We start from the raw sequence: 25,363 nt of genomic DNA on the forward strand, positions 1-25,363 counted from the left end.
CCTTCTGATTATGTTTATCAACTGAATGCGGAGTACCGAACATGCCAAAGATGAAAACTAAAAGTGGTGCTGCTAAGCGGTTTCTGAAAACTGCTAACGGTATCAAGCACAAGCACGCTTTCAAGAGCCACATCCTGACTAAAATGTCGACCAAGCGTAAGCGTCAACTGCGCGGTAGCAGCTTGCTGCATCCGTCTGACGTCGCAAAAGTCGAGCGCATGCTGCGCCTTCGTTAATTTTAGTCAAGAATAGAGGAAGTAACTCATGGCTCGTGTAAAGCGTGGCGTCATGGCGCGTAAGCGCCACAAGAAAATTCTGAAACTTGCTAAAGGCTACTACGGCGCGCGTTCACGCGTATTCCGTGTTGCCAAGCAAGCGGTTATCAAGGCTGGCCAATACGCCTACCGTGACCGTCGTCAGAAAAAACGTCAGTTCCGCGCTCTGTGGATCGCTCGTATCAACGCTGGTGCACGTGTTAACGGTCTGTCCTACAGCCGTTTCATCGCTGGCCTGAAAAAAGCGTCCATCGAGATCGACCGTAAGGTTCTGGCTGATCTGGCAGTGAACGAAAAAGCGGCGTTTGCTGCGATTGTCGAGAAAGCTAAAGCCACCTTGGCTTAAGTACCCCCGACAGTCACCCTGGGTCGCTTCCGCGGCCCAAGGTGTTAAACGTCTTAAATAGGGGAAGAGCCTTCAAGCTCTTCCCCTATTTTGTATCTGGAGTCTGTACATGGAAAACCTGGATGCGCTGGTCTCTCAAGCACTAGAGGCTGTGCAAAGCGCAGAAGATATCAACGCCCTGGAGCAAATCCGGGTTCACTACCTTGGCAAAAAGGGTGAATTGACTCAGGTGATGAAGACCCTGGGGAATTTGCCGGCTGAAGAGCGTCCGCAAGTCGGTGCGCTGATCAACGTCGCCAAGGAGCGTGTTACAGAGGTTCTCAATGCGCGCAAGGCGTCGCTCGAGGAGGCCGATCTTGCGGCCAAGCTCGCCGCCGAGTCCATTGACGTGACCCTGCCTGGCCGTGGCCAGACCTCGGGCGGCCTGCATCCGATTACCCGGACTCTGGAACGTATCGAGCAGTTCTTCACCCACATCGGCTACGGCATTGCCGAAGGCCCTGAGGTCGAAGACGACTATCACAACTTCGAGGCGCTCAACATCCCAGGCCACCACCCGGCCCGGTCGATGCATGACACCTTCTATTTCAATGCGAACATGCTGCTGCGCACCCATACCTCGCCGGTACAGGTCCGCACCATGGAATCGCAGAAGCCGCCGATCCGCATCGTCTGCCCAGGCCGTGTGTACCGCAGCGACTCCGATATCACCCACTCGCCGATGTTCCACCAGGTCGAAGGCCTGCTGGTTGATCGCGACATCAACTTCGCCGACCTCAAAGGCACCATCGAAGAGTTCCTGCGGGTGTTCTTCGAGAAGGAGCTGGCGGTGCGTTTCCGTCCCTCGTTCTTCCCGTTCACCGAGCCATCCGCTGAAGTCGATATGGAATGCGTGATGTGCAGCGGTAAAGGCTGCCGCGTCTGCAAACAGACCGGTTGGCTGGAAGTAATGGGTTGCGGCATGGTTCACCCCAACGTGCTGCGCATGTCCGGGATTGACCCGGAAGAATTCTCGGGCTTTGCCTTCGGCATGGGCGTTGAGCGTCTGGCCATGCTGCGTTACGGCGTGAACGACTTGCGTCTGTTCTTCGACAACGACTTGCGGTTCCTCGCGCAATTTCGCTAGTCGTAACGGATCTTTAGGAGAGCAGGATGAAATTCAGTGAACAATGGCTGCGTGGCTGGGTAAGCCCGCAGGTAAGTCGCGACGAGCTGGTTGCCCGTCTGTCGATGGCCGGCCTTGAGGTCGATAGTGTGACGCCGGCTGCCGGTGTTTTCAGTGGCGTGGTAGTGGGCGAGGTGCTGAGCACCGAGCAACACCCGGACGCTGACAAATTGCGTGTGTGCCAGGTCAGCAATGGCGCGGAAACCTTCCAGGTCGTGTGCGGAGCGCCAAACGTGCGCCCGGGCCTGAAAATCCCGTTCGCGATGATCGGTGCCGAACTGCCAGGCGACTTCAAGATCAAGAAGGCCAAGCTGCGTGGCGTTGAGTCCAACGGCATGCTGTGCTCCCAGGCGGAGCTGCAGGTCGGTGAAGGCAATGATGGCCTGATGGAGCTGCCGGCCGACGCGCCAGTGGGTCAGGACATCCGTGTTTACCTGGAACTGGAAGACGCCAGCATCGAGGTCGACCTGACCCCGAACCGCGGCGACTGCCTGTCCCTGGCTGGCCTGGCGCGTGAAGTCGGTGCGCTGTACGCCGCCACCGTCACCCGTCCGGTGGTTGCCGCCGTGCCTGCGGTGCACGACGAAGTGCGTTCGGTCGAAGTGCTGGCTCCCAACGCTTGCCCACGTTACCTGGGTCGTGTGATCCGAAACGTCGACCTGTCCAAGCCAACCCCGCTGTGGATGGTTGAGCGCCTGCGTCGTTCCGAAGTACGCAGCATCGACGCTGCTGTCGACATCACCAACTACGTGATGCTGGAACTGGGTCAACCGCTGCACGCCTTCGATCTCGCTGAAATCAATGGCGGCATCCGCGTACGCATGGCCGAGGAAGGCGAGAAGCTGGTGCTGCTCGACGGCCAGGAAGTCAGCCTGCGTGCCGACACCCTGGTGATCGCTGATCATTCCCGCGCCCTGGCGATTGCCGGCGTGATGGGCGGCGAGCACAGCGGCGTGTCCGCAACCACTCGCGACATCTTTCTCGAAAGCGCCTTCTTCGATCAGATCGCCATCGCTGGCAAGGCCCGTTCCTACGGCCTGCACACCGACGCCTCACACCGCTACGAGCGTGGCGTGGACTGGCAATTGGCCCGTGAAGCCATGGAGCGCGCCACTGGCCTGCTGCTGGAAATCACTGGCGGCGAAGCCGGCCCGATCATCGAAACCGTCAGCGAGCAGCACCTGCCGTCGGTTGCACCGATCGTCCTGCGCGCCAAGGCCGTTGAGCAAATGCTCGGCCTGGTGATCGACCCGGTTGAAATCGAGCGCCTGCTGTCAGCACTCGGCCTCGGCATCTCTGCAGGTGAAGCAGGGCAGTGGCACGTAGAAGTGCCAAGCCATCGCTTCGATATCAGCCTGGAAGTCGACCTGATCGAAGAGCTGGCCCGCCTGTACGGCTACAACCGCCTGCCGGTTCGTTACCCGCAAGCGCGTCTGGCCCCGCAGCCGAAAGCTGAAGCCCGTGCACATCTTCCAGAGCTGCGTCGCCTGCTGGTTGCCCGTGGTTATCAGGAAGCGGTGACCTACAGCTTCATCGATCCGAAGCAATTCGAACTGTTCAACCCGGGTGTCGAGCCGCTGTTGCTGGCTAACCCGATCTCCAACGACATGGCTGCCATGCGCTCGTCGCTGTGGCCTGGCTTGGTGAAAGCGCTTTCCCACAACCTGAACCGTCAGCAAGACCGCGTGCGCATGTTCGAAAGCGGCCTGCGTTTTGTCGGTCAACTGGATGGTCTGAAGCAAGAGCCGATGCTGGCTGGCGTAGTCTGCGGCAGTCGCCTGCCGGAAGGCTGGGCACAAGGTCGCGACACCGTCGACTTCTTCGACGTCAAGGCGGATGTGGAAGCGGTGTTGGGCTTTGCCGGTGCGCTGGATGCGTTCACGTTCACCCCCGGCAAACACCCTGCGTTGCATCCCGGCCAGACCGCACGTATCGAACGTGAAGGTCGCCTGGTGGGCTTCGTTGGCGCGATCCACCCTGAACTGTCGAAAACCTTGGGGCTGGACCGTCCAGTCTTCGTTTTTGAGCTAGTCTTGGCTGAAGTGGCCTCGGGCAAAATGCCTAAATTTAGCGAGTTGTCGCGTTTCCCTGAAGTACGACGTGATCTGGCGCTGATTGCCGATCAAGGCGTTGCGGCCAGTGCTGTTCTGGACGTAATCCGTGAAAATGCAGGGGAATGGCTGACAGACCTCAGGCTATTTGACGTTTATCAGGGTAAAGGCATTGATCCGCATAGAAAAAGCCTTGCAGTTGGCTTGACCTGGCAGCATCCATCGCGCACTCTTAATGACGATGAGGTGAATACGACGACACAAAATATCCTCACCTCGCTCGAACAAAGGTTAAACGCCACGTTAAGGAAGTGACGTATGGGGGCTTTGACGAAAGCTGAGATGGCGGAACGTCTGTATGAAGAGCTGGGCCTGAACAAGCGCGAGGCCAAGGAATTGGTCGAGCTGTTCTTTGAAGAAATCAGGCACGCTCTTGAAGACAACGAACAGGTCAAATTGTCCGGTTTCGGCAATTTTGACCTTCGGGACAAACGCCAGCGGCCTGGCCGCAATCCAAAAACGGGAGAAGAAATCCCGATCACGGCTCGCCGTGTGGTCACCTTTCGTCCAGGGCAGAAGTTGAAGGCCCGAGTTGAGGCTTATGCTGGAACCAAGTCATAACGACGAACTGCCCGTCATCCCAGGCAAACGCTACTTCACCATTGGTGAAGTCAGCGAGCTCTGTGCGGTAAAACCGCACGTGCTGCGCTATTGGGAGCAGGAGTTTCCTCAGCTCAACCCCGTCAAACGCACCGGGAACCGTCGGTATTATCAGCGCCAGGATGTGCTGATGATCCGACAGATCCGTGCGTTGCTGTACGACCAGGGGTTCACCATCAGCGGCGCGCGCCAGCGTATGTCCGGTGATGAAGCCAAAGACGACACCACCCAATACAAGCAAATGATCCGCCAGATGATCTCCGAACTCGAAGATGTGCTGGTGGTTTTGAAGAAGTAATTCCGGCTTTTAAAATACTTCCACATTTCAAAAGCTTGCGGTATATTCCTGATCGCTTCGTTGCGAAGCGAACCCAGTAAAACGCCTAGTCGGGGCGTAGCGCAGTCCGGTAGCGCACTAGCATGGGGTGCTAGGGGTCGAGTGTTCGAATCACTCCGTCCCGACCATATTTTTCAATGACTTAGCCCAACCTGAAAAGGTTGGGCTTTTTCATATCTGCAATTTTGTCCTTATGGTAGTGAATTGGTAGTGGATTGATATTGTCTTGTATGCGCCTGAAGGTTGCTTGCCTCAATCATCGAGATACAACTCTATCAGTGGCACCGGTGTGCTTCCCCAGTTTGATATAGAGCTTGACCGCTCGGATGCGGTTTTCGAATGAATGCATGAACGATCTCCGGGTAGCCCCAAATTCTATCGCCCACCCCCTATTGCAAGCATCGATATATTGTCCTACAATGAACGAATCTATCATAATGACAAATGTGTTCTTTGTTGCCCGGTAATTGTCACAACACAACGGACTAACGACGGACTTCGCGAATGGCTTCGCTGTTGTATTTTGGGACGTTGGCAATAGTTTTGAAGTCGGGTATCAACCGACCGGTTAGCCACATCAGCTCGAGCTTGCATTGGGCTTTTCGCTTAATGCGTCGATTCGATTGGATGGGGTAAAAAAACCGTAGATATAGCTCTTCAGCAGAATCGAAGGTATATGCGGGTCTGCCCGGTTTCGGTCGGAATAACGCCATCCAAACCCATTATGGCGAGGTCGGGCTCAAGATATCGACCGCGCACTCCGGATTGGTATCCCTAATCATTGCCACACCTTCCAATCCCCATTAGCGGCGTATTACAAACAATTGTTGAGTTGAACAGTTCTCAGACCGCAAACATTAGGCCGACATATCTTTTTATACCTTAACCTGTATATGACTCATTAGACGAATAAGTAATGCCGGCTAAAGCTGTTAATCGATTCCTCTAGCCACTAAGCGTTACGCTGCCTACATCTTCCCCGATAAATCGAACTCGTCACGTTGCTCGAGCCGGACATTTCAGAAAGGATTCATCTCATGAGTTTGCGCATGCTCAACATCGCTCCTCGCGCCGCCTTAAGTTTTGGCGTGATAGCGATGCTGGTCGTTTTCCTGGGGCTTTTTGCCTTACTGCAGATGTCTCACATGCGTGAGGATGCTGCCGAGGTGGATCAAAATTGGATGCCTAGTATTCTGGCCCTTGGCAGCGTGAGCGAAGCTACCCTGCGGCTAAGAACAGTCACCCTACGCGTTCTGCTGTTTCGTGATCCCCAGGCCTTGAACGACAACGAAGCCCGTACCGAGCAATTAAAGACCGATATGCACGCTGCGCAAACGCGTTATGAGGCGTTGATTGATAGCGCTGAAGAAACTGCGCTCTATCGCAACTTTGAGACGGCGCAGCGTGGCTATCTCGAACAGCAGGGACAGGTTCTGGCGTTGTCGAAGCAGGACAAACTGGACGATGCGGTACGCGTGGCCGGCGGTGAAATGAATACTTACGCCGAAGCGATGGCCAAGTCCCTACAGGCCCTCAGCGAATTCAACGCTCAAGGCGCCACTACTGCCGCAGCGTCGACCAGCGCAACATTTTATAGTGCCCGCAATTGGGTGATCACCACGTTGGTTGTGACTGCCCTCGCCACCCTGGTGTTAGCGCTGCTGCTAACCCGCAGTATTGTTAGCCCACTGACCCGCGCCCTGCAGGTGGCAGAAACTGTGGCATCTGGCGATCTTACTCACGCCATTCATGTTGACGGCGCAGACGAGCCCGCGCGCCTGCTTGCGGCGCTGAATACCATGCAGAAAAACCTGCGCAGCACTATCCAGAATATTGCCGAATCCTCTAATCAACTGGCCTCGGCATCTGAAGAACTTAGCGCCGTCACTGAAGACTCTACCCGCGGCCTTCATCAGCAAAACAATGAAATTGAACAGGCCGCCACCGCCGTTAACGAAATGACTGTTGCCGTCGAAGAGGTAGCACGCAATGCGGTAATCACCTCTGAGGCTTCTCGCGAGTCGGACCGCACTACTCAGCGTGGCAGAGACCAGGTGCAACAAACAGTCTCCTCAATCTCAACCTTGGCGCAAGACGTTGCGACCTCTGCGGAGCAGGTCATCCAACTGGCCGACAAGGTCCGCGACATTAGCCAGGTGCTTGACGTGATTCGCTCTATTGCCGAGCAGACCAACTTGCTAGCCCTTAACGCGGCCATCGAAGCGGCACGGGCCGGTGAAGCCGGGCGTGGTTTTGCCGTGGTTGCCGATGAGGTCCGCGCTCTGGCCCATCGCACTCAACAATCCACTCTTGAAATTGAGCAGATGGTTAGCGGCATTCGACAAGGAACGGATCGGGCAGTCAGCGCCATGCAAACCAGCAGTCAGCGCGCCGGGGCCACGCTAGATGTCGCCCAGGCTGCCGGCAATGCGTTGGACGAAATCTCCGTAGCGATCTCTGCCATCAATGAGCGCAACTTGGTAATCGCCAGCGCTTCGGAGGAGCAGGCGCAGGTGGCACGAGAGGTGGACCGCAATCTCGTCAACATTCGTGACCTGTCGCTGCAAACTTCGGCCGGTGCCAATCAAACGGCAGCAGCGAGCCAGGAGCTATCGCGTTTGGCCGTTGGCCTGAACGCGATGGTGCTGCAGTTTAAGGTTTGAGCAGGCTTGCTTTTCAAGCGCGAGACGGTCGCTAATCAAGTCCTATGAACGCCTGGATACGCTACGCATTAATGGATAGAAGTGCGCAATCACGTACACGCTAATCGCAGTATTTAGCGACAGTGGCTCTAGGCAGATGGACTGCCAATTGACTGTCGAAGCCTGATCTACACGGATGGCATCATGCGCCTTGGTATCACCTCACTATTTCTGGGGCTCTTCAGCAGCATTGCCGTTGCCGAGCCACCGGGCGTAGTACTTTATATCCCCGAGGCAATGCCGCTGGCTTCCATGCACGAGCGTCTTGGGTACGGTATGTTCGGTGATGTTGGGCTGGAAGCCCTTAAGCGTGCCGGTTATCCAGTTACACTCAGATCCGAACCCATGCTGCGCACGTTGAAGCACCTGCAAGAAGGCGAAAATCTGTTGTTAATCCCCTTCTCGCGAACTCCCCATCGAGAGAATAACTACACCTGGATAGCGCCAGTGCTAAGGCTTCCTCGAGCGTTCTTTAGCTTTTCCGAACCCGTGCAAACCATGGAGCAAGCGCGGGGTCGCTATAAACGTATCGGGGTAGGTATTGGCACTGTCCAGGAAGAGATCCTACGAGCCAACGGCTTTCGTGCGGACCAAATATTCTCGCTGAAACTAGGTGACAAACCGATAAAGATGCTGGAGTTAAATCGGATCGACGCCTGGTTTACCACCGTGCCTGAAGGCAACTTTGCTTGGCCGCGCAGGAACAACAAACCGTTACGGATGAGCCCTGAATTAACTTCGACCGACATGTATATGGCCTGTTCAAAACGCTGCGACGCACCGATGGTGCAGGCGCTGCGTGCGGCGATTGAGGCGATGCGAGCCGAGGGCGTCATCACTTCAATCCAGGAACGCTATCATAGTTTCGACGGGAAATGATCCAAGCCCGCGCCCCTCGCTTTTTCCGCTGGACAGGATTAGCAGCTTAGCGAGTTGCGTACATTGCCACGTCAGCACGACCCGCAACACGTTGGCGTCAGAGTCCCAACACGGCCTGCCGCCCGGCCACCGCACTGGTACGAACACACCGCTCCAACTCTGCGTTTGGTGAAACTGCGAGCCAAGTATGGAGCCCAGTTCCCCGCCGATAAAATAGCTGGTGGTGTAGACCGCATTCAGACGGCTAGGCCAGTGAGCGCTTCTAACCAGTAATCGGGAGCGTAGCCGACCTATTGACGCACGGCGGCATCGAAGGTCCTGCGGGGACATGGATGATCAATTTCGGCATCGGAAATCTCTAATACAGGCGACAGGTGCGCGATGGATCCGCCTTGGGCAGAATCCATCGCTGATCAATCAAATTGATTGGCCGCCGGATACTTCGATGCGCTGACCTGTGACCCAGCGGTTGTTAGGACTCAAGAGGCTAGCAATCATTGGGCCGATATCGTCGGGCACGCCCACGCGGCCAAGCGCGGTCATATCGGCGAAAGCCTTGTTGTAGTCAGGAATATCGCGTACTGCTCCACCCAGGAAATCGGTCTCTATTGCGCCAGGGGCTACGGTATTGACGGTAATACCGCGTCTGCCCAGCTCTTTGGCCATGTATACGGTGAGTGTCTCGACTGCGCCTTTGGCTGCCGAGTAGGCCGAGAAGCCCGGGAAGGACACACGGGTCAAGCCCGACGAGAAGTTTACGATGCGCCCGCCATCGGCCAGTATCGGCAGCAGGGACTGGGTCATGAAAAACACCCCTTTGACGTGTACGTCAAAGAGCGCGTCGAACTGAGCTTCCGTGGTGGTGGCAAAGTCAGCCATTTCACCATGCCCGGCGTTGTTGATGAGGTGGTCGATCGTATCACCGCCCCAGATGTCTTTCAGTGCCGCACGCACGGCGATCACGAAGTCGGGGAAGGACGACACTTTGCTCGCGTCCAGTTGCAGGGCAGCGGCCTTGCGGCCAAGCGCTTGGATGTCGGCAACCACGGCATCCGCGGCTTCTTTGCCATTGCGATAGGTGACGATCACGTCGCCACCATTGCGGGCAATGCTCAGTGCAGTGTTGCGGCCAAGGCCACGGTTTGCACCGGTTACAACTGAAATAGTGGTCATCGTTATTCTCCTGCCAAGCACATGTGAATGAGCATTAACGATGACGTCAGACACGCGTTGCAGGTTGCGCGATCACCCATTTGAATTGCCTATTCGTCCAAATCGCCCGGTTACAGATGAAATAGTTCGGTTGCTAAATGCAGCAGTGGGGCGCAATTTGCCTAATCCTTCAAATTACTTGCTGCATTATCCATTGGTATTGCATCGGCAAGCATTCGACGCTGCAATGTGCTGATACTGGCTCAAGAGTTGATGACCTATGAACGAGCTGCTCAAAGCTGTGAGTCGCTACGCTGACGCTAATCATAAGAATGGCGTTGCTGCCACCGCTTTCTCCGGAATGGTGATTCTCAGGGATACAATGCCGACTGCGCTGCTCTACGCGATCTCCAAGCCTTTGGTTGCGCTGGTGCTTCAAGGAAAAAAGCGTGTCTCGATGGGCAATAAAGTCTTCGAATTCGGTGCAGGCGAATCATTGATCATCACCGCCGATGTGCCAACAGTCAGTCAGATCGTTGTCGCCTCTCGCCACGAGCCTTACTTGGCATTTGTCGTAGAGCTTGATCACGTACTTATAGAGTCATTGGTCGTCGAGATGGGCACCGCCCCCTTTACTGTTGGCGAGCCCTTGCGGGTAGAGTCCACAGAAACGGAGGTGGCAGACGCAGCACTTCGCTTGCTTCGCCTCCTTGATCGACCTGGGTCAGTGGAAATATTAAAAGACCAACTGGTCAGAGAACTCCATTACTGGCTCCTTTCAGGACGCCATGGTGGTGCGATCCGAGCGCTTGGGATTACCAGCAGCAATGCACATAGAATTGGCCGTGCGATCGCCAGGATTCGTGATGAATTCGCCAAGCCGCTGCGCATGGAACAACTGGCTGAGACGGCGGGTATGAGTCTTTCTGGGTTTCACACACATTTTAGGGTGATCACCTCGCTGACCCCACTCCAATATCAAAAACAACTAAGGCTAATTGAGGCCAGGCGAGGGCTTCTTGATGGTTTATCGATCGCCAAAGCTGCGTATAATGTTGGGTACGAAAGCGTTCCCCAATTCACGCGAGAGTACGGTCGCATGTTTGGCCTGCCCCCCGCGAAAGATATTCGCGAAGTAAAAATGCTGCTTAGCTCATCGGCTTAGTCTTGCGCCGATTGCTCCGCTCATTCTGCTCCAAATTCCGGACGCATCCCAAAGCACACCCTGCGGGCCGATTTCGAGATTCGCCATGCGATTCATTTGTAGGCGCCTTCTGAAGTAACCTTTCATGATTCAAGTAGACACCGCACTGATGCGGCAGCAGTTGCTCAATCTCGCCTGCCAGCTGCATTGGTAACCGCGTCAGCCTTGCTGTCGCCAGACGCGATAAAGCTTCGCTCGTCCCTTCGTTGATTTGAGCATCTTCTTGCCCTAACGGAACGTAAGCGTCTGGCAAAGTCGTGTTGACTGATGCGCGGATAACTATTGGCCATTCGTAACAAGTTATCGCGGTGAAAAGAGCTTCACTACACTCGCTGGAGCGTCATTGCCGAAGAAGCTCTGGTGATTCTTAGCCGTTTCCTCCGCGAAGGCGGCGCTGCGTGGGAACAGTGCTTGCTCGTACACAGCCAGAGCTGCCTCTACATTCCCGAAATGATCCCGTATCGCGTGAGCGAGTGAGGCCCCGTCATAGATCGCGAGGTTGGCACCTTCCCCGGCGAATGGCGACATCAGGTGTGCAGCATCGCCCACGAGCGTGACACCAGGTGTGCGCTCCCATCGGTGGTTAATCGGCAGGGAATGAATCAGCCGCACAAGCGGCGTGGTATCGCTTGCGGTGACCAACTTGCGAAGCGGCGCAGCCCAGCCTATAAACTCATCGGCAACCTGCTGAAGTGCCGCCGCCGGATGGTTAAAGTCCACTGCGTCAATCCATACCTCAGGCTTGTTCAGCGCAATGTAGGTGTGCAGCGTACCGTTTGCGTGGTGATGAGCAAGGATGGCCTTCCCTGGCGCAACAGCCATCAGCGTTCCAGTGCCGATGGCGTCGGCGCTGGCTTGATGGTGGGTGGGGCCATCGAAGAGGTAGGTTTCGATGAAAGCCGTGCCGACGTACTGAGGCTTTGCGGCAGAGACAAGCGGGCGGACTCTCGACCACGCACCGTCTGCGCCCACCAGCAAGTCTGCTGTCGCTGTCGAGCCGTCGGCGAATACCAATTCGTGCAGTCCCTCGGCGCCGCGATTCGTATGGACAAGCTTGCGACCCCATAGGATGGATTCAGCAGGTAGGGATTTGATTAGAAGGTGCCGAAGTGCGCCTCTATCAACTTCAGGTTTGGCCGAACCGCCCATTCCGGGCCTGTCAAACAAAACGGTGCCGTATTTGTCGACGATACGCTTGGCATCTTCACCCGGAAGCGTGAGGGCCAGGAAGCCATCATAGAGACCCGCAGCTTTCAGTCCCAACTGACCATTGTATTCGTGAATGTCCAACAGGCCACCTTGCGCTCGCGCTGTTGCCGATACTTCGCTCTCATAAATGGTGGCTGGTATGCCGTTGACATGCAGGACACGTGCAAGCGTCAATCCTCCGAGGCCGGCCCCCACAATAGCGATACGAGGGGTAGTCAATGAAGTCGATGATTCGGGGGAGCTGTACATGGCGTGTTCCTGTATTACGAGCATGGCCAAGAAGCAAGGCACTCGTAGAATTCCGACAAAATGTCGGGGGAAAACGCTGGCCGACCTTCCGGGAGACAGGAGGTGGCGTGTACTCGATTGCCCTATGGTGGGGCGGTTTGACCCGCGCGATATAAGCAACCGTTTTTCGCGGCTTAGACGCGTGATTTTGCACAGCGAAGTCTAAGGCGTCAACACGTCCTTAATGATCGTTTATTGGCGCAGCTTTTTGCCGCAGAGGCGTCCACCTATGCGGTAGTAATTCACCCACCAGCCGTGCAGGGCATGTCGGTAAACGCGTCAAAACATCCTTCAGATAAGCGTACGGATCATGTCCATTAAGCCGTACTGACTGGATCAAACTCATGATCGCAGCCGCACGTTTGCCGCTGCGCAGTGAACCTGCAAAGAGCCAGTTCTTGCGTCCAAGAGCCCATGGCCGGATCTGGTTCTCGCACCAATTATTGTCGATGGGTACGGCCCCGTCATCAAGGTAGCGCGATAGCGCTGCCCAGCGTTTCAGACTGTAATCCAATGCTCTGCTGATAGCCGATCCTTCGGGCACAAGATCTCGCTGGGCGATCATCCAGGCATGCAGTTTATCCATCACCGGCACGGCTTTTTCTTGCCGTATTCGGCACCGTAAATCCGGCTCCAAGTCGCGGGCTTCTCTTTCGATTTCGTACAACAACTGAATATAGCGCAGCGCTTGCTCGGCGAGCGTGCTTTTATTCGTAGCGTGCAGTTCGAAGAACTTGCGCCATGTATGACCTTGGCTTTGCGTGGGGACAGCACACCACTGCTGCGCGCCTTGCCGCCACTGGCGAAGATTGGGTCACTGACCGCCTGGGGATACAACGTTGCGAGCATCCAGTTGCAGATATTGATCAGGGCGCAGGCCCAGCCAGCCGAAGCATCCCCACGGCCGATTTCGCTGACCACATTCATGTATGTTCTGCGCTGGTTTGCAGGCCGCCATGCTGGCGTGGAATCATCACGTCGAAGGCGCCGATGGCGTCGAGGTCGGCAACAGTGTTATCGGGCAGACGGGCCAGTTCATCGACTTCACGGGTACGCGAACGCAAGGTCTCGACCAGGCCGCTGGCACGAGCAACCAAGTCGCTGGTATTTGCGTGTGCGTCGACAGTGGCGTTGGGGAGGATGGAATTCATGGCTTTTCCTATTATTGGGATTATTTGGATGAGCGCGCGACATGATAGTGACGAATCTGTCAAGGTGACGAATTCGATACTAATTAAAATATATTTTTAACATCAAGATATATATTGATCTAAGCCCTTACGCGTCTACTGGGAAAAGGGATAACTCAAATGGAACATCCGATCAGGGGGAGAGAGGACACGGACGCACTGTAGGATCGCTGAACCGTGTCCGCTCGGCGTAAACGTGATGCGTGAGCACCCGAATACTCTCGGCTACCATGAACTTGCTAGCCTCCCGGAGACGGGTCGAGGCGCGGGCTTGCTTGAACTGCCGTCGATGCAGGCAGGCGTCGATGCTCTGATCGGCGAGACGCCGGGCTTGCGGCGATACCCCTCTTAAATCAAAACCTGAAGCCAGTGGGGCATCGCAACGATGATGGCAGGAGGGCTATGAATCGGGAGCCACCGAAAACACATGAGGCGCTGAACGCAGAACTCCAGCACCGTAAACCTTGTGCGAGGTACGTGGTTGCTAGTGTTATGGGGCAAACACCAGCCGCGATGAGCCCTCACGCTGCCAGACGCTATTCACATCTTCCAACGCTACCGCTTCGGCAGCAATCGACAAGCCGGCGCTGCTGATCGCCCGTAAAACCCCACCCACCGCCCGGACCAGGCCTGCGTTGGAAACGCTGCCCAGGCCGCTGCCCATAAGCTCAAGGCCGGAACTACGCAGCAGTGAGCCTGGCAGATTAATGTTGTTGCCGGTCATAGAACCAATCTGCACAAATCGAATCCGTGGCTCACCTGAATGATGACCTTGCCCGGCAGCTGCATTCAGCAAGCATTCGGCAGAGGGTCCCCACAGGTAGTCGAGTACCACACTGACTTTGTGCGTATGTATTGCTTGGCGGAAGGTGTCTTTTAACTCATCTGCCGGTACATCGAGCGGGATCACCAGGTCGGCTCCCAGCTCCTGCAATCCCTGGACACTTTGGGCGTTGCGACCGGTGACAATGACTGTTGCAGCACCAAGATGTTTCGCGATTTGAATCGCCAACCGGCCGGAAACGCCAGTTGCGCCATTGATGAATACGTTTTCGCCGGGAACAAATTTTGCTCGGTCGAGAAGGGCACTCCATGACGACATCCCGGGGTTACCAATTGCCGCCGCCGTGACGTCATCGACATCATCGGGAATGTCCACGCAGTTCTCCAGTTGCACAACACTTGTCTCAGCCATCGAACCGAACAGCTTTCGTGGAAAGGCGAAGTAGACCCGACGGCCGTCGGGCAGGATTCCAACGCCGTCTACACCGGGAACCAAGGGCAGTATCTTGCCGCTGCTGTAATGACGGCCAGACGCCTGGGCTTTGACCAACTGGCTAAGTGCAGCGGCTCGAACCTGAACGAGCATTTCGCCGGCCTCCGCTATCGGCGTGGTGAAATTGTCGTAACGCGGGGGGGCGTTGAAATCGTGGACTACAGCAGCTTTCATAAGCAACTCCTAAACAGACCGGGTGTAAGGGTGAGAAGGGCAGAAGAATTCAGGATTCGGTTTCAGGCGAATAGGCAATAAATTGTCGGGCGGCTTCAGCGTTCATATTGAGCGCCCAGTCAGGCTTGCTCGCCGTCAGTTCTCCTTTCATCCACGATTTCAGATAAGACACAGAAAATGCCACGCCGGCTTCGCACATTTCAGTGCTGCAACCCAGGCTTGTCAGCGTAAGCCGCACGCATGCATCCATGTATTGATTGGGATGGTCCACACCTTGTTGAATGGCTTGGATGCCGTGGGCTGAAGCACCCATAAGAAAGTCTGTAGCAGCGTCGAGCCGGCTAAACCTGAAGTCACCGGCGGCTTTGCCGTTCTGGAGATCCCTGGCCATGTATTCCGCAACCAGAGTGTTGTGCTGCCACGCGTCAGCGCGTGTCACAAAACCGGCCCATTTCGAATCAAGGAGCGCGCGCATCAGGAACAGCCTGGAGGCTACAGCGGCGCGCTGCCAGGGTTTGGTCAGGACGTCATAGACTGGCAGGATATCGGTGGTCATCTGGTTATTGAGCTCTTGGCCAATGGCCACAAGCACTTGATCCAGCGAATCGAAATAGTTGTAAAAGGTACCTCGCGATACGTTGGCTTCCCGAATCACATCATCGATGACCGGAGGTGCGCTGCCCGGTGCCGCAAAAACACGCATCGCTGCGTCGAGCAATTTACTGCGCATGACTTCCCGCTTTTTCCTGGCGACTCTTGGGCGATGATCGGAAACGGCTTTATCGATTTCTGGTATTTGCACTGTAGGGCCTCAAACAATGACACGACGTCAGACTGACAATTTATAGCTTAACCTTCAGAATGACAAATATGTCTAAAAAGCCTTGCGCGGGAGAAATTCTTGTCCTACATTCTACTCAATTGTCGGAATGACAATATCGTCATAAAAATAATAGGAGACGAAAATGTTAAACCCATCACATCCTGTCGCCCGACCTCATCCCACGTCGCCCTTCGCTCGTTCGAACTGGTACGTCACAGTTTTTAAAAGCCATCGACCTTCGGCAAATCTTTGCTGACAGCAAGATTCTGACAGCGTAACTAGATCGGGTGATCGCCCGCGCACGGTCGAGCAATAAATGCTGGCCGGGGTATTCGCTCACCCGAAATTTAAAAATGACATATTAGTTCATTATGACATTCGAGGTTGGTATGAGCACAGAAACGATTTTTCAGAACGTAGATACTCTCAATGCATTTGCATCGGGACCGACGTTGTCAGAGCTAGTCAAGCGCGCCGAGGCGCTGCAGCCGCTACTGCGCAAGAACACCGTAGCGTCGGAAAAAGACCGCCGCACCTCTGAAGAAAACATTGAAGCCATTCGTGAAGCGGGTCTGTTTCGATTGATGGTTCCAAAGCGTTACGGCGGCTATGAAGGCACGCTGCGCTCACACCTCGAAGTGTCTGCGGCGTTGGGCGAAGCCTGTGGTGGGACCGCGTGGGTCGTTGCATTGACTAACGTCTGCGCCTGGTTCACTAGCCTGTTTTCAGAACAAGCGCAAAACGAAGTGTTCGGTGCGAATCCGGATGCGCGGGTCGCCGGAGTTTTCAACGCTTCGCCGACAACTCAGCGTGTAGAAGGTGGCTTGATCGTTTCTGGAAAATGGTATTCGTCGTCGGGTAGCCTGCACTCCGACTGGGCTGTCGTCGGTGCCGAAGAACGCGATACCAACGGCACAGTCGTCGCACAGTACCTGGCGCTGATGCCAAAAGCTGATTACAGCATCGAAGACACTTGGTTCACCGCCGGCATGCGCGCCTCGGGAAGCAACTGCATCGTTGCCAACGAAATCTTCGTGCCCAACCATCGTCTGCTGAACATGGCGGGTGCGATCGAGGGTGAATACGCCACCGAATTCAAGGATGAAGTCGCCTACCGCGCACTGTTCGTCCCCTTTGCTTCGCTAATCCTCAATGGTCCGCAACTCGGCCTGGGACGCGCTGCGTTGAAATACGTGATCGACAATGCATCACGCAGAGCCGTGGCTTATACCTCGTTTGAAAGACAGACCGATTCGGTGGTGTTCCAGACCCAGATCGCTGAGGCCGCGCTGAAGATCGACACCGCTCACCTGCGTGCTTTCCGCGCCACCGATGAGATGGATGAAGCCTCGCGCCAAGGCATCAAGCCCGACCCGTTAACCCGAGCGCGCATTCGCGCAGACGTTGGCCTGATCAACACCCTGATTACCGATGCGATAAATATTCTGTTGTCCGCACATGGCGCTGGCAGTTTTTCCGAAGCCAGTCCGATGCAACGCTGGTGGCGCGACTCCAACACCGCAGCTCGACATGCCGTGGCATTGCCAGCAGTCGGTAACGAGCTTTATGGGAAGGCGTTACTCGGCGTGGAAAACACCGTCACGCCATTGATCTAAGCGCCGCCACATACCTGAGGATTCTTCAATGGACGCCAAGCTTTTGCGCTCGGTAATGGGCCAATTCGCCACCGGGGTGACTGTGGTGACTTTTGTCGCCGACGGCCAACCGGCTGGCATGACCGCCAATGCCTTCATGTCTGTCTCACTGGACCCGCCCCTGATTCTGGTTTCAATCCGCAACGCTTCGAGCTTCAACCAGTTTGTAGGGGAAGGGGTGCGTTACGGCGTCAACTTTCTAGCCGAAAGTCAGCGCTGGTTGAGCGGTCATTTCGGTGGACGTCCGGAGGAGGGGGCAGAACTGCCTTTCAGCTATCACCAAGAAACGCCGTTGCTGGACGGCAGCCTCGTGCAACTTGTTGCACGCACGGTGGATGTGCACGCGGCCGGCGACCATTTGCTCTACATCGGTGAGATCGAGCACGTTCGCGTCGGCGAACTACGCAAGCCATTGTTGTTCTTCAGTGGGCGTTACCACCAGATGCACGCCCGCGCCCCAAGTGTCGAGTGGAGTGGTTGCGTCGACGTCTGGTGACATACGTCCATAGCAATAAATAGGCGCTTGAAAATGCCCGATCCAGTGTTCTGAAAGGAGCGCCCAAGGTCAGTTCATGCCGATTAAATGTAAACCGAGTGATTTTTCATGACCGCCAAAATCCGAGAATTGCCTGTGAAAACAGACAACGACATCGACAAGCAGGAAACCCACGAGTGGCTTGACGCGCTGGAAAGCATCGCCCTGAATGCCGGTTCCGAGCGTGTGGATTTCCTCCTGCAGCGTCTCGATGAACATGCCAGCCACTTGGGTGTGCGGCGCTCCGCTCACCCCTATTCGCAGTATCAGAACAGCATCTCGCTGGAAAAGCAGCCTGCTTACCCGGGCGATCTGGCGATGGAAGAACGCATTACTTCGATCATCCGCTGGAATGCGCTGGCAATGGTGGCCCGGGCCAACAAAGCCTATGGCGAGTTGGGTGGTCATATCGCCAGCTATGCGTCGGCGGCAGAAATTTTTGAAATCGGCTTCAACCATTTCTTTCGCGCGGATACGGCTGATGCCAAGGGCGACCTGGTTTACTTCCAGCCGCACTCGGCGCCAGGTGTTTATGCGCGTGCTTTTCTTGAAGGCCGCCTGGAGGAGTCGCAGCTTGCGCGGTATCGCCAGGAAGTGGACGGCGGTGGTTTGTGTTCCTACCCGCATCCTTGGCTGATGCCAGACTTCTGGCAGTTTCCGACCGGTTCAATGGGGATCGGTCCGATCAGTTCGATTTATCAGGCGCGCTTCCTGCGTTATCTGGAGCACCGAGGCATCACCGACACTTCCAAGCGTCACGTCTGGGGTGTATTCGGCGATGGCGAGATGGACGAGCCAGAGTCCATCGCGGCGCTGTCGCTGGCCGCGCGCGAAAATCTCGACAATCTGACTTTCATCGTTAACTGCAACCTGCAACGTCTGGACGGCCCTGTACGTGGCAACGGTCAGATCATTCAAGAGCTGGAGTCGCTGTTCAGTGGTGCAGGCTGGAACGTGATCAAAGTGGTGTGGGGCTCAGATTGGGATGCGCTGTTCGCACGTGATCGCAACCATGTGTTGCTGCGTCGCTTCGCTGACACCGTCGACGGTCAGTACCAGACACTGGGTGCCAACGATGGCGCCTACAACATGGAGCATTTTTTCGATCTCGATCCGGAATTGCAGGCGTTGGTGTCGCACATGACCCCCCAGGAAATCGACGGACTGCGCCGGGGTGGCCACGACTTCCGCAAGCTTTACGCTGCGTTTGCTGCCGCCAAGCAGCATAACGGCCAGCCAACGGTCATTCTGGCCAAGACCAAGAAAGGCTATGGCATGGGGCTGGCTGGCGAATCGCGCAACACGTCCCACGTACAGAAGAAGCTCGACGTGGAGGCACTCAAGGCGTTCCGTGATCGTTTTGCTTTGCCCTTGGACGATCAGGCGCTGGAGGAAATGCAGTTCTATAAACCCGCCGAAGACAGCGCGGAAATGCGCTACCTGCACGCCCGGCGTACTGAGTTGGGTGGTTACATGCCGCGTCGCAAGACCCAGGCCGACTCTTTGCAGGTTCCATCGTTGGCCAGTTATGCGCAGTTCGCGCTGACACCGGATGAGCGTGAAACCTCAACGACAACCGCCGTCGTCCGGTTGTTCACGAACCTGCTCAAGGACAAGCAACTGGGCCCGCGCATCGTGCCTATTGTCGCGGACGAGGCTCGCACCTTCGGCATGGCAAACCTGTTCCGTCAGGTCGGTATCTACTCACCCGTCGGCCAGCTCTACGAACCTGAAGATGCCGGGGCAATGCTCTATTACAAAGAGTCCAAGGACGGTCAGCTCTTGGAAGAGGGCATCACCGAAGCCGGTGCTATTTCCTCCTGGGTCGCAGCAGCGACGTCATATAGCGTTAATGGCATCAGCATGTTGCCGTTCTATATCTACTACTCGATGTTTGGGTTTCAGCGCGTCGGTGACTTGATCTGGGCGGCCGCCGACCAGCGTGCCCGTGGTTTCCTGATTGGTGCCACCGCCGGGCGCACCACCTTGTCCGGTGAAGGCTTGCAACACCAGGACGGCACCAGTCAGTTGATTGCGTCCACGGTTCCGAACTGTCGCGCTTATGACCCGGCCTTCGCCAGCGAGGCAGCTGTCATCATCGACCACGGCAGCCGTCGCATGCTTGAAGAACAGCACGATGAGTTTTACTACCTGACTGTTACCAATGAAAACTACATCCAGGCACCCGTTACCGAAGCTGAATACGCTGCAGTAATCAAAGGTATGCGACGTTTTGGCGGGCGTGGTGACGAAAGTATCGCGCCAGCAGTGCGCCTACTCGGCTCGGGTTCAATCCTGCGCGAGGTGATCGCTGCCGCCGAACTTTTGGCCGAGGACTGGGGGGTAGCCAGCGAAATCTGGAGCGTCACCAGCTTCAGCGAGCTGGCGCGCGAAGCCCGCGAGGTCGAGCGCGATGCACTGTTTGGCGGTGAACTTCAGTCGCAGAGCTACGTGCAGCAATGCCTGTCCGGCGCCACGCCCGTTGTGGCTGCCACCGACTATGTGCGCGGCTATGCGCAACTGATAGCTCCCTATATCCATGCGCCCTACATCGCCCTCGGCACTGACGGTTTCGGCCGCAGTGATACCCGTCCTGCATTGCGTCGTTTCTTCGAGATGGATCGCCAGCATATCGCTGTCGCCGCATTGGCAGCCATAGACCCACAGAAAGCGGCAATCGCCCGGGAGCGCTACGGCATTGACGTCGCCCTCGACGCCCCATGGAACCGCTGAGTCGCGAATAAGGAGACTGACTATGCAACAACTTATGGTTCCCGATATTGGCGATTTTCAGGACTTGCCGGTGATCGATGTACTGATCAAACCCGGCGACAAGGTTTCGGTCGAGCAAGCGTTGATCACCCTGGAGTCCGACAAGGCAGTAATGGATGTTCCGAGCACACGCGACTGCACGATTCGCGAGGTGTTGATCAAACCCGGAGACATCGTTTCCAAAGGCAGTTTGATTGCCAATGTCGACTTCGCCGAGATTGCCGGGATCGCCGAAACTGCTGAGGTACTGCCAGAGGTACAGGCAATACCTGCGTCACCTGCTGCGGTTTCTGTCCCGATGCCGGTAGCCGTCAAACCGACAGCGGAGGTCGAACCAGACACCCAAAAATCGGGCGTTACATCGATGGCCCTGGCCGGCCCGGCTGTACGCAAGCTGGCCCGTGAACTGGGCGTTGATCTCAATCAAGTAAAGGCCAGCGATCCCCGCGGCCGAATTCTGCGTGACGACGTTAAGGCTTTCGTCAAAGCCCAGCGAGACAGCCCATCACCTGTGGCGGGGAAGGGCACTGGTCTTGATTTGGCGCCGTGGCCAGAAGTCGACTTTGCAAAATTTGGCCCGATCGAGCGCCGTCCGATGTCGCGTCTAAAACGTCTCTCGGCGGCTAACCTGCATCGAAATTGGGTGAGCATTCCGCACGTCACCAATCATAGCCAGAGTGATATCAGCGATCTTGAGGCATTGCGCATTCAGCTCAATCAGGAAGCGAGAGAAGGGCAGGCCAAGATTACGTTGCTGGCGTTTCTGATCAAGGCCTGTGTGGCTGCGTTGCAGCGGTTCCCGCAGTTCAACGTCAGTCTGGAAGGTGAGGAAATGGTGCAAAAGCAGTATTTCCACATCGGTTTCGCAGCCGATACGCCCAACGGCCTGGTCGTCCCGGTGATCCGCGATGCGGATCGCAAAGGTATCGCTGCGTTAGCTGCTGAGATGGCCGAGCTCTCGCAACTGGCCCGAAACGGCAAGCTTTCTGGAGATCAAATGCGCGGTGGTTGTTTCACCGTTTCGTCGTTGGGCGGCATCGGCGGCGGGCATTTCACCCCGATCATAAACGCACCGGAAGTCGCAATTCTCGGCGTCGGCAAGGCATCCATGCAACCCACTTGGGACGGCTCGGCATTTCAGCCGCGACTGCAACTGCCGTTGTCGCTGTCGTGGGATCACCGTGCTGTAGACGGCGCGGAGGCCGGCCGATTCCTCGCGTACCTGGTAACTCTATTGGCGGACTTTCGCCGTGTTTCGATCTGACGCGTCACAACAAAAATAAGGAGAACGAACATGTCTGTACTGCAATCAACCAGCCTCGATACCGGCGCCCGACGTATCGCGCCGTTCAAGATGGCTCACTTGGTTTACCGCTGCGCCGATCGCAAATCCATGGTCGATTGGTATCGCAAGGTATTCCAGGCTGACCTGGTGTTTGAAGACGAAATTCTGACTTTCATTACTTACGACGATGAACATCATCGCCTGGCATTTTTCAACATGCCGGATCTGCCGAAAAAAACCGACAACATGGTCGGCGTTCATCACATTGCTTACAGCTATCAGAGCATTGGTGAAGTGCTGACTACCTACGAACGGCTAAAGGCGCTCGGCATCTTGCCGGTCTGGACCATTAACCATGGGCCAACCACATCGGTTTACTACCGGGACCCAGAGGGCAATGACATCGAGTTGCAGGTCGACAATTTCGTTGATCCTGCAGATGCCTCTGCTTTCTTCCATTCCGAGACCTTTGCCGCTAACCCAATTGGCACCGAATTCAATGCTGATGAGTTGGTTGCAATGTGGCGCGCGGGCGCCAGCGATGAACAGCTTTGCGCATTGGGCAGCGCTGCCACTGGCGTCAACCTCGGTCCCCAATACAGGTAAACAGCATGAAACTTTGTACATTCCAGATCCAGGATGGCACCCCTGCCGTTGGCTTGGTTGTCGGTGAGAAGGTTATTCGCATCACTGACCATTTCAACACGGCACCCGGCAGTATGATCGAGTTGATCACCACGTGGGCCGATTGGCGCGAGCCTCTGCAGCACTTGGCCGGGAGCGGTGCGAGGGGCATTGCACTTGATCAGGTCACTCTACTGGCCCCGGTGCCGCGCCCCGGCAAGATACTCGGCATCGGCCTCAATTATGCCGACCATGTTGAAGAGTCGGGCATGGATATGCCGGCGGACCAATTGTGGTTCGCCATGATGAGCACGGCGGCCAATGGTCCATTCGCTCCTGTCGATTTGCCGAAAGTGTCCGAGGCCCTCGACTACGAAGCTGAAATGGTCTTCATCGTCGGGCAGCGCTGTCGCCATCTCACCCCGGAAACTGCGCGAACGGCCATCTTCGGTTACTGCGTCGGCAATGACGTCAGCGTCCGTGACTGGCAGCTGCGTACTTCGCAATTCACCTTGGGCAAGTCGTTCGACACCCACGCACCATTCGGCCCGTGGCTGGTCACTGCCGATGACGTCGAGGACCCCCATCAATTGGGTATCCGATGCTTCGTCAACGACGAGAAACGGCAGGACTCGAATACAGACCAGCTGATTTTCGACTGCTTCCAGCAAATCGAGCACCTTTCCAAGGTCATGACGCTTGAACCTGGCGACGTGATCTTCACAGGCACGCCTGGCGGCATCGGCGCGGCCGAGAAACCGCCGCGCTGGCTGCGCAAGGGCGATCGGGTGCGCGTAGAGATTGATGGGCTCGGTGCCATCGAAAACGTGGTGCAGGCCGAAGCCTGATGTGTATAGAAGCAGGGACCGTGAACACGCCGTCAGTCGGCTCCTTAAATGTGCATCCAGGAGATCAACCATGAATGAGCAAGCGATCATAGACACCATTGCGCAGCTGGAAGATGCGCGCTGCCGGGCATTGGTAGAAAGCGACCTCGAAACGTTAAGCGAGTTGGTCGACGACCAATTGGTACATATACACGCCACCGGACAGATCGACGACAAGCCCGGCTATTTGCGACTGGTCGAGGATGCAATCCTCTTCCTGAGTGTGGAACGGCAAGACCTTCAAGTACAAGTTCATGCCGACATTGCGATCGCTACCGGCCGACTGTTACAGAGCATTGAATTTCGCAACAGCGGTGAACGCCGCGAGATGAATGTAATCACCACGCAGATTTGGTTACGTCGCGACGACGCCTGGCGTCAGATCAGTTTCCAGGCAACCAACCTCTAGTTCCCCCAACGCTGCGCCCATCTCTTGAAGGTGGGTTTCTGACAATAAAAACAAGAGACAGAAGATGAAGAACATCAAGGTGAAAGCGCTTGGTGCGGTTCTGGCCGCCTTTGCGATTGTGAACTGCTATGCCGATGAAGCCGAAAAGCCAGGTGAAGGTACATTGTTTCGCAGCTTGTTCGGAGAGAATCTGGAGAGGGACTACGGCATTACTGTTTCCAATCTTCTAGACATCGGCTACTCACGCAACAATCGTTCGACACGCGACGAGCGCAAGGACGGGTTGAGCAATCTGCCAATCACCGGCATGTCTGATGAAGGTCTCGATCTGGGCAGCCTTCATCTATTTGTCGACAAACAACTCAAGGGCACCTTCATACCCCGTATTACCCCTTTACCAGGCCCAAAACCCGAGGAGGTCTCCTTCGGTCTTACCCTCGAATTGAACTACGGTCGTAACGCTCAGTTCGCGCGAACCTATGGTTGGGACATGGGGTTGGACATTAACGAAAAGGACAACGGCAAGGCCCAGCGTGACAAGGATTACTTCTTGGCGATTCCAAATGCTGCGGCCACCGTCTACTTGCCCTACGGCCCCGGTGTCAGTCTTATGGCCGGTGTGTTCGGCCTGGCGATGGGCTATGAAATCCCTCCCAACGTGCGGTTCGCCCGCAATCCGTTTGCCAGTAAAACCTACGCATTTGTCAGTGAACCCAGTACCGGCGCCGGCGTGCTTTCGAGTACTCGCGCATACCAGGGAGACTTGGGCATATTGGGTGTCGAGTTGGGCGTCGTGCAGGGGTGGGCCAACCTGCGGGATAACAACTCTGATAAATCGTTGATCGGTGCATTGCGTTGGCGCACATCAGACATGAACACATGGATCGATTACGAGTTCATCGCCGGCAATGAGCAGAATGATGACTTCTCTGACGTGCAGGGACCGCCCTCGCGAATCGTCTCGCCCTCCAATCAATTCAAGCAGCAGCATTCGTTGAACGGATGGCATAAATTTGATCAGCACTGGTCGATGGGTGCCGAAGTGGTATACGGTCGCCAAGACGGCGATGGCAAGGCGTCGACGGTTGATATCGTTCGGGGCCCGGGCTTCAGTGGCGCGCATTGGTGGGGTGCTAATGCGGTCGTCACCTATCAGGTTCGACAAGATCTGACGTGGTCCCTGCGTGGCGAGCACTTCAGTGACCCTGATAGTTTTATCCTGTTTCCCACCAGTACCTCCCGGGGAGACTTCAACGCACTCACAACGGGAGTTCGTTATGAGGTCAACAAGAACCTTTCATTGCGCCCGGAGCTGCGCTACGACTGGTTTGATGCACGCGAACACGATCGACCTTTTGGCAATGGTCGCGATCGTTCGCAACTGAGCACGATGATCGAAGCGCTTTACTACTTTTGACCCAGCGCCGCACGCCATCGCTATCGCCCACGTCATATCGGCGATAGC

The 25,363-nt window shown here is 56.0% G+C and carries 23 protein-coding genes, 1 tRNA gene and 1 pseudogene; 18 read left to right on the forward strand and 7 right to left on the reverse strand.

Going from position 1 to position 25,363, the window contains the following annotated elements; translation table 11 throughout:
* Positions 1-41: 41 nt before the first annotated feature.
* From rpmI to ACA046_RS10985, 7 genes are all read left to right on the forward strand, one after another.
* Positions 42-236: a 50S ribosomal protein L35 gene (rpmI, locus tag ACA046_RS10955; RefSeq protein ID WP_002553160.1), complete on the forward strand. Its 195-nt coding sequence runs from the start codon at positions 42-44 to the stop codon at positions 234-236.
* Positions 237-264: 28 nt separating this feature from the next.
* Positions 265-621 (forward strand): 50S ribosomal protein L20, encoded by a 357-nt coding sequence (rplT, locus tag ACA046_RS10960; RefSeq protein ID WP_003219940.1) that lies wholly within the window; start codon positions 265-267, stop codon positions 619-621.
* A gap of 109 nt (positions 622-730) precedes the next feature.
* The gene (gene pheS, locus ACA046_RS10965; protein ID WP_003219939.1) at positions 731-1,747 is read left to right on the forward strand and encodes a phenylalanine--tRNA ligase subunit alpha; all 1,017 of its coding nucleotides are present in this window, start codon (positions 731-733) and stop codon (positions 1,745-1,747) included.
* A 26-nt stretch (positions 1,748-1,773) separates the two neighbouring features.
* Positions 1,774-4,152 (forward strand): phenylalanine--tRNA ligase subunit beta, encoded by a 2,379-nt coding sequence (gene pheT, locus ACA046_RS10970; RefSeq protein WP_497676455.1) that lies wholly within the window; start codon positions 1,774-1,776, stop codon positions 4,150-4,152.
* Between the two features lie 3 nt (positions 4,153-4,155).
* Positions 4,156-4,458 (forward strand): integration host factor subunit alpha, encoded by a 303-nt coding sequence (ihfA, locus tag ACA046_RS10975; protein ID WP_002553164.1) that lies wholly within the window; start codon positions 4,156-4,158, stop codon positions 4,456-4,458.
* Entirely contained in the window at positions 4,439-4,795 is a 357-nt protein-coding gene (locus tag ACA046_RS10980) for a MerR family transcriptional regulator (RefSeq protein ID WP_003219935.1), read from the forward strand. Before ihfA ends, ACA046_RS10980 begins: the two co-directional genes overlap by 20 nt.
* 90 nt (positions 4,796-4,885) lie before the next feature.
* Positions 4,886-4,962, forward strand: a tRNA-Pro gene (locus ACA046_RS10985).
* A gap of 357 nt (positions 4,963-5,319) precedes the next feature.
* On the opposite strand, the gene ACA046_RS10990 is transcribed toward ACA046_RS10985, so the two are convergent.
* The gene (locus tag ACA046_RS10990) at positions 5,320-5,547 is read right to left on the reverse strand and encodes a transposase (protein ID WP_497676456.1); all 228 of its coding nucleotides are present in this window, start codon (positions 5,545-5,547) and stop codon (positions 5,320-5,322) included.
* A gap of 324 nt (positions 5,548-5,871) precedes the next feature.
* Here ACA046_RS10990 and ACA046_RS10995 point away from each other — a divergent pair, with 324 nt between their 5' ends.
* Both ACA046_RS10995 and ACA046_RS11000 read left to right on the forward strand, forming a co-directional pair.
* The gene (locus tag ACA046_RS10995; RefSeq protein WP_497676457.1) at positions 5,872-7,497 is read left to right on the forward strand and encodes a methyl-accepting chemotaxis protein; all 1,626 of its coding nucleotides are present in this window, start codon (positions 5,872-5,874) and stop codon (positions 7,495-7,497) included.
* 183 nt (positions 7,498-7,680) lie between these two features.
* Positions 7,681-8,415, forward strand: coding sequence for a substrate-binding periplasmic protein (locus ACA046_RS11000; RefSeq protein WP_497676458.1), 735 nt, complete (start codon positions 7,681-7,683; stop codon positions 8,413-8,415).
* Positions 8,416-8,832: 417 nt separating this feature from the next.
* On the opposite strand, the gene ACA046_RS11005 is transcribed toward ACA046_RS11000, so the two are convergent.
* A complete protein-coding gene (locus ACA046_RS11005; RefSeq protein ID WP_497676459.1) occupies positions 8,833-9,588 on the reverse strand; it encodes an SDR family NAD(P)-dependent oxidoreductase in 756 nt (251 codons plus the stop codon).
* A gap of 259 nt (positions 9,589-9,847) precedes the next feature.
* Between ACA046_RS11005 and ACA046_RS11010 the strand changes: the two genes are divergently transcribed.
* Positions 9,848-10,732 carry an AraC family transcriptional regulator gene (locus ACA046_RS11010; protein WP_497676460.1) on the forward strand — a complete coding sequence of 295 codons (885 nt, stop codon included), beginning with the start codon at positions 9,848-9,850 and terminating at the stop codon, positions 10,730-10,732.
* Between the two features lie 339 nt (positions 10,733-11,071).
* Here the strand turns inward: ACA046_RS11010 and ACA046_RS11015 are convergent, their stop codons facing one another.
* From ACA046_RS11015 to ACA046_RS11035, 5 genes and pseudogenes are all read right to left on the reverse strand, one after another.
* Positions 11,072-12,229 (reverse strand): FAD-dependent oxidoreductase, encoded by a 1,158-nt coding sequence (locus ACA046_RS11015; protein ID WP_497676461.1) that lies wholly within the window; start codon positions 12,227-12,229, stop codon positions 11,072-11,074.
* A gap of 220 nt (positions 12,230-12,449) precedes the next feature.
* Positions 12,450-13,016 (reverse strand): annotated as a pseudogene (gene tnpC / locus ACA046_RS11020) (IS66 family transposase); the annotation flags it as partial.
* Between the two features lie 175 nt (positions 13,017-13,191).
* Positions 13,192-13,419, reverse strand: a complete 228-nt coding sequence (locus tag ACA046_RS11025; protein WP_497676462.1) for a hypothetical protein — start codon at positions 13,417-13,419, stop codon at positions 13,192-13,194.
* Between the two features lie 529 nt (positions 13,420-13,948).
* On the reverse strand, positions 13,949-14,908 hold the full coding sequence (locus tag ACA046_RS11030) for a quinone oxidoreductase family protein (RefSeq protein ID WP_497676463.1): 960 nt from the start codon (positions 14,906-14,908) through the stop codon (positions 13,949-13,951).
* Positions 14,909-14,957: 49 nt separating this feature from the next.
* Positions 14,958-15,638 carry a TetR/AcrR family transcriptional regulator gene (locus tag ACA046_RS11035; RefSeq protein WP_497676464.1) on the reverse strand — a complete coding sequence of 227 codons (681 nt, stop codon included), beginning with the start codon at positions 15,636-15,638 and terminating at the stop codon, positions 14,958-14,960.
* A gap of 482 nt (positions 15,639-16,120) precedes the next feature.
* Here ACA046_RS11035 and ACA046_RS11040 point away from each other — a divergent pair, with 482 nt between their 5' ends.
* The 8 genes from ACA046_RS11040 to ACA046_RS11075 all read left to right on the forward strand — a co-directional run bounded on the left by ACA046_RS11040 (position 16,121) and on the right by ACA046_RS11075 (position 25,315).
* Positions 16,121-17,347, forward strand: coding sequence for an acyl-CoA dehydrogenase family protein (locus tag ACA046_RS11040; protein ID WP_497676465.1), 1,227 nt, complete (start codon positions 16,121-16,123; stop codon positions 17,345-17,347).
* Positions 17,348-17,375: 28 nt separating this feature from the next.
* Complete coding sequence (locus ACA046_RS11045; RefSeq protein WP_497676466.1) at positions 17,376-17,882, forward strand: flavin reductase family protein; 507 nt, start codon at positions 17,376-17,378, stop codon at positions 17,880-17,882.
* A gap of 108 nt (positions 17,883-17,990) precedes the next feature.
* Positions 17,991-20,654 carry an alpha-ketoglutarate dehydrogenase gene (gene mdeB, locus ACA046_RS11050; protein ID WP_497676467.1) on the forward strand — a complete coding sequence of 888 codons (2,664 nt, stop codon included), beginning with the start codon at positions 17,991-17,993 and terminating at the stop codon, positions 20,652-20,654.
* 22 nt (positions 20,655-20,676) lie between these two features.
* Positions 20,677-21,957, forward strand: a complete 1,281-nt coding sequence (locus ACA046_RS11055; protein ID WP_497676468.1) for a 2-oxo acid dehydrogenase subunit E2 — start codon at positions 20,677-20,679, stop codon at positions 21,955-21,957.
* A gap of 30 nt (positions 21,958-21,987) precedes the next feature.
* Positions 21,988-22,584 carry a VOC family protein gene (locus tag ACA046_RS11060; RefSeq protein WP_497676469.1) on the forward strand — a complete coding sequence of 199 codons (597 nt, stop codon included), beginning with the start codon at positions 21,988-21,990 and terminating at the stop codon, positions 22,582-22,584.
* Between the two features lie 5 nt (positions 22,585-22,589).
* On the forward strand, positions 22,590-23,450 hold the full coding sequence (locus ACA046_RS11065) for a fumarylacetoacetate hydrolase family protein (RefSeq protein WP_497676470.1): 861 nt from the start codon (positions 22,590-22,592) through the stop codon (positions 23,448-23,450).
* 70 nt (positions 23,451-23,520) lie between these two features.
* Complete coding sequence (locus tag ACA046_RS11070; protein WP_497676471.1) at positions 23,521-23,898, forward strand: nuclear transport factor 2 family protein; 378 nt, start codon at positions 23,521-23,523, stop codon at positions 23,896-23,898.
* A 64-nt stretch (positions 23,899-23,962) separates the two neighbouring features.
* Positions 23,963-25,315, forward strand: coding sequence for an outer membrane beta-barrel protein (locus tag ACA046_RS11075; protein ID WP_497676472.1), 1,353 nt, complete (start codon positions 23,963-23,965; stop codon positions 25,313-25,315).
* The last annotated feature ends 48 nt before the right edge of the window (positions 25,316-25,363 follow it).

The sequence above is a fragment of the Pseudomonas sp. LBUM1641 genome (assembly GCF_059716235.1).

Excerpts from the sequence above, each read along its gene's own strand:
- ACA046_RS11065 (WP_497676470.1), top strand. The coding sequence starts at position 22,590 with ATGAAACTTTGTACATTCCAGATCCAGGATGGCACCCCTGCCGTTGGC.
- ACA046_RS11015 (WP_497676461.1), bottom strand. The coding sequence starts at position 12,229 with ATGTACAGCTCCCCCGAATCATCGACTTCATTGACTACCCCTCGTATC.
- mdeB (WP_497676467.1), top strand. The coding sequence starts at position 17,991 with ATGACCGCCAAAATCCGAGAATTGCCTGTGAAAACAGACAACGACATC.
- ACA046_RS11040 (WP_497676465.1), top strand. The coding sequence starts at position 16,121 with ATGAGCACAGAAACGATTTTTCAGAACGTAGATACTCTCAATGCATTT.
- ACA046_RS11030 (WP_497676463.1), bottom strand. The coding sequence starts at position 14,908 with ATGAAAGCTGCTGTAGTCCACGATTTCAACGCCCCCCCGCGTTACGAC.
- pheT (WP_497676455.1), top strand. The coding sequence starts at position 1,774 with ATGAAATTCAGTGAACAATGGCTGCGTGGCTGGGTAAGCCCGCAGGTA.
- ihfA (WP_002553164.1), top strand. The coding sequence starts at position 4,156 with ATGGGGGCTTTGACGAAAGCTGAGATGGCGGAACGTCTGTATGAAGAG.
- ACA046_RS11035 (WP_497676464.1), bottom strand. The coding sequence starts at position 15,638 with ATGCGCAGTAAATTGCTCGACGCAGCGATGCGTGTTTTTGCGGCACCG.
- ACA046_RS11025 (WP_497676462.1), bottom strand. The coding sequence starts at position 13,419 with ATGAATTCCATCCTCCCCAACGCCACTGTCGACGCACACGCAAATACC.
- ACA046_RS11005 (WP_497676459.1), bottom strand. The coding sequence starts at position 9,588 with ATGACCACTATTTCAGTTGTAACCGGTGCAAACCGTGGCCTTGGCCGC.
- ACA046_RS11060 (WP_497676469.1), top strand. The coding sequence starts at position 21,988 with ATGTCTGTACTGCAATCAACCAGCCTCGATACCGGCGCCCGACGTATC.
- ACA046_RS10980 (WP_003219935.1), top strand. The coding sequence starts at position 4,439 with ATGCTGGAACCAAGTCATAACGACGAACTGCCCGTCATCCCAGGCAAA.
- ACA046_RS10995 (WP_497676457.1), top strand. The coding sequence starts at position 5,872 with ATGAGTTTGCGCATGCTCAACATCGCTCCTCGCGCCGCCTTAAGTTTT.
- ACA046_RS11010 (WP_497676460.1), top strand. The coding sequence starts at position 9,848 with ATGAACGAGCTGCTCAAAGCTGTGAGTCGCTACGCTGACGCTAATCAT.
- rplT (WP_003219940.1), top strand. The coding sequence starts at position 265 with ATGGCTCGTGTAAAGCGTGGCGTCATGGCGCGTAAGCGCCACAAGAAA.
- pheS (WP_003219939.1), top strand. The coding sequence starts at position 731 with ATGGAAAACCTGGATGCGCTGGTCTCTCAAGCACTAGAGGCTGTGCAA.
- ACA046_RS10990 (WP_497676456.1), bottom strand. The coding sequence starts at position 5,547 with ATGGCGTTATTCCGACCGAAACCGGGCAGACCCGCATATACCTTCGAT.
- ACA046_RS11045 (WP_497676466.1), top strand. The coding sequence starts at position 17,376 with ATGGACGCCAAGCTTTTGCGCTCGGTAATGGGCCAATTCGCCACCGGG.
- ACA046_RS11070 (WP_497676471.1), top strand. The coding sequence starts at position 23,521 with ATGAATGAGCAAGCGATCATAGACACCATTGCGCAGCTGGAAGATGCG.
- rpmI (WP_002553160.1), top strand. The coding sequence starts at position 42 with ATGCCAAAGATGAAAACTAAAAGTGGTGCTGCTAAGCGGTTTCTGAAA.
- ACA046_RS11000 (WP_497676458.1), top strand. The coding sequence starts at position 7,681 with ATGCGCCTTGGTATCACCTCACTATTTCTGGGGCTCTTCAGCAGCATT.
- ACA046_RS11055 (WP_497676468.1), top strand. The coding sequence starts at position 20,677 with ATGCAACAACTTATGGTTCCCGATATTGGCGATTTTCAGGACTTGCCG.
- ACA046_RS11075 (WP_497676472.1), top strand. The coding sequence starts at position 23,963 with ATGAAGAACATCAAGGTGAAAGCGCTTGGTGCGGTTCTGGCCGCCTTT.